The sequence below is a fragment of the Enterobacter sp. Ag1 genome (assembly GCA_000277545.1).
Classification (GTDB): Bacteria; Pseudomonadota; Gammaproteobacteria; order Enterobacterales; family Enterobacteriaceae; genus Cedecea.
The window spans coordinates 1-3,522 of sequence record AKXM01000059.1 but is presented as its reverse complement, the minus strand read 5'-3'; the positions used below and the strand labels follow the sequence as shown (position 1 = coordinate 3,522).

3 protein-coding genes are annotated in these 3,522 nt (G+C 45.1%); all 3 read left to right on the top strand.

Features of this window, described 5'->3' with window-relative positions; translation table 11 throughout:
- Nucleotides 1-437: 437 nt before the first annotated feature.
- The gene (locus tag A936_RS21835) at nucleotides 438-944 is read left to right on the top strand and encodes a helix-turn-helix transcriptional regulator (protein ID WP_008461655.1); all 507 of its coding nucleotides are present in this window, start codon (nucleotides 438-440) and stop codon (nucleotides 942-944) included.
- Nucleotides 945-949: 5 nt separating this feature from the next.
- Nucleotides 950-1,546 (top strand): hypothetical protein, encoded by a 597-nt coding sequence (locus tag A936_RS21830; protein WP_008461653.1) that lies wholly within the window; start codon nucleotides 950-952, stop codon nucleotides 1,544-1,546.
- Between the two features lie 253 nt (nucleotides 1,547-1,799).
- The coding region (locus A936_RS21825; RefSeq protein WP_008461651.1) for an autotransporter-associated beta strand repeat-containing protein at nucleotides 1,800-3,522 on the top strand (1,723 nt) is incomplete at its 3' end.

The window sequence follows — 3,522 nt, the reverse complement described above, 5'->3', positions numbered from 1 at the left end:
ACCATCATAAATACAAAGTTGCTCAAATATCCATTTTTTTAAAGTTAACAGGCTGATACTCACGCAAGGTGATAAATACAAAAATGTTCCATTAATTTAAGTTTCTTTAATATGTGCTTGTCTGGCGTATTTACTGACGGTTCTTTTGGCTTATTTATCCAGGCATCCTTGATATCTGCGACCTCACGCTTGATTAAAATAGGATGAATCGATCAATTGCATTCCTCTGATAGCCCAAGCCTATCACAAAAAGATAATTGATCGTTTTTGACTATTTTGTTGTTATGTGTATACTATTTCGCTACAACCTCTGAGTCGGTGCGAAATCAATGTAAACTACACTGTGGGCCTGTCTGAATTTGTGTTTTTCATTGGTTGGCATTCTTTTTTTGGTCATAATTAATAACGTGCTTTTTAATGTCACGCAGGAGACTCACATGGATAAGTGTGGTTACTGGCCGGAAAATGATTCTTTTTTTGGAAAGGGAATCATGGCAATTGCTGAGATAGCGGGCAGAAAAAATCTTTACTTTGTTAATCTTGATGAATCTACATTTTATGACTTTATAACACAGCCTCAGATTTTGAATATAAAAAGCATCGTTATTATCTCTAGCCCAACGTTATATCCTTTGTCACTCTTATTATTGACCGAATTTGCCAATGTACATGCAGTTTTATCCTCAGACAGTGGACTTGAACGACTGGCAAATAGTATACGCCGAATACCCGATAATGGAAAAATTACTGCTGCAAATTATAGTGCTGGCGCACTCACCCTGCCTGAGTATCGAACTCTGACTTTATTAGCACAAGACGTCAGCATGAAACATATAGCCTGCATTCTCGGCACCAGTATCAGTACAGCCTACGTATACAGAAAAAAACTATCAGAGAAAATGCGTTTCCCGCATAACGGAATACCTGTTTACATGAAACGGTGAGAGACATGAACAATGAAGTGCTACTGATTGTATTGACAGAGAATTGCTGGTTATACACGGGCCTTACCGCGCTGTTGCCCGAGATGGTTTGTCTACGGGTGGGGTTCAGTTCGCGATATATTCCTCCAGAAATCGAGGTTGCAGGACGTATAATTCTTGCTGTGGACAGCCGGATTGTGTTTCGGGGAGAATGGACGGCTCTGAACGCTCTTCATGCCCTTCGTCCTGATGCAGTTCGGATCTGGCTGACGTGTGATGAGAGCGGGAGATTATGTCCATTTGCAAACCAGAGATGCCTTAGCCTTAGTCAGCGACAGGATATTACCTCATTACAGTTCGCTTTGCGTCAGTCAGGACAACACGCTCTGGGAAAAAGCACCCGCGTCGAAAGCATAAGACTGACATTCACAGAGCGTCGCATGCTCCCCTTTTTTTTATCCGGGGTTAGCCTACCGTTACTTTCCCGCATGACAGGAAAACCGGTCAAAACACTCTACGCGCACCGAAAAAAAATTCTTGAGAAGACGGGACTACGGCAACTGGCATTTTTACAGTTTGTGAATGAACGTAACCGAGGATTGCCGGGCATTCCCGGCATGTAAGAAATTCATGATACTTTTTTAATGGATTTAATAGTAGGGATACTCCATGAGTTATTATTATAAGAAAAAAAGATTTTCTTTAGACATATAATTCCCGAGAAATAAAATAAGGATTGGTGTGTGCTTTCCTGCCATCTTTCCCTCTCCAGATATCGACGTTTATTTCAAATTTTTATTTTCAATTCATAACCTAAGAGGAAACCAAGTGAACCATAGATATCACCTCGCATGGAATTCAACTCAGCGAGCCTGGATGGCTGGTGGGGAATTGAGCCGTTCACATAAGAAAAAAAAAGTGATTTTCTCTATTGTCTTTTTTTTAGGCGGAATTAATAGTTCATCAGTCGCTGAAACAAAAAACATAACACTACCTGGGAATGGAGTGACCTATTTCCTCCAGTCAAATAAAGGCAGTAACGGTGTTGACTCATCGAATGGAATCAATGGATCAGATGGTTCATCATCTTATGAATTTACGACCAGTACTTTTAAACCTGAGGATAACCCCATCAGCATTACTGACGCTAATATAGCTGGGGGGATTGGAGGGGCAGGTACCATAGCAATGGGCAATGGTTCTGAAAGCGGTAATGGCGGTAATGGGGGGGACGCAGTCAGCATATCGACAGCTACTATATTTAATAATGGTGCAATACTAACGGGCGGTAACGGCGGCGATGCGGGTGGAGGCACCGGTCGATATCTCACCATGGGTTCTGGCGGAGCAGGAGGCAATGCAATATCTGGGAATCACCTTACTATCAACAATAACACAGGTGGAGTGCTAGCGGGTGGGGAAGCCGGTAGTGGTGGTGATGTTCTTGGTATTCAGATCGCCAGCGCAGGAGGCTCGGGAGGTACAGCTATCGCCGGTAAGAATCTATCCATCCTTAACGATAGCGTAATTTCGGGGGGTAATGGTGGTTCCGGTGGCACGGGCGGCGTGGACCTAAACGAATGGGGTTGGTCGGGACCTGGTGACGGAGGTGAAGGAGGCTCTGGAGGCGCAGGTATAAGTGGCGATAACCTTAACATCGTCAATAATGGAAGGATTAGCGGCGGTAGTGGCGGTAAAGGTGGCTCAGGTTCAACTACAGATACGAGCATAGGTGGTAATGGTGGTATTGGTGGCGATGCCTTAGTTGGAGGCAACCTGACTATTATTAACAACGGAACTATTGATCGGGGTGCAGGTGGTAACGCGGGTAACGGGAACGGTGGAACCAATGGTACTAGCGGAACGGGCGGTGCGGCAATTCGTTTAACCAGCAATGATAATTATTTGATCCTTAAATCTGGTTCAGAGATCAACGGTGACATCGTTCTTTCAGAAACCGACACTTTCAATACCCTCTCCATTGCCAGCGATGACGCCACGACAGTTACCGGAAATCTGACGGCGAATGCTTATACCAGCTTAACACTCTCCGGTAAGATGCTCACCCTAACGGGGCAAGCCTCTTTCGCCAGGAACACGTCGCTCACCTTCAATAACCCCACTTGGGACTCTGTGCTAAAGGCAGATTCGGTTTCTCTGGAAAGTACCGTTACCCTGCGTGGAAATATCAGTGAATGGCAGCAGAACACCTACACACTGGCCACCACCACCTCAGGCATTAGCGGATTTATATCAGGGAATGTTATCAACGAGCTGCTGACAGAGGCCGCAACAGACTACGCAAAGATGTCTCTTTCAGATGATGGAAACTCCATCATCTACAGCCTGCGGTGGAACAATACCGCAGGTGATGGCTATGGAACCTTTGACCTTAAAGGCGGAGCAGTACTCAACATAGGCACAATACTTGCCGATAATATCAATGGTGCCGATGGTGTATGGGACGGTAAGACATTGACCAAAGAGGGTGACGGCACCCTCATACTGACTGGCACCAATACCTACACAGGTACTACTACGGTCAGCCGCGGCACACTTAAAACCGGTGTTGAGGATACTTTTGCCTCCACCTCCGGTG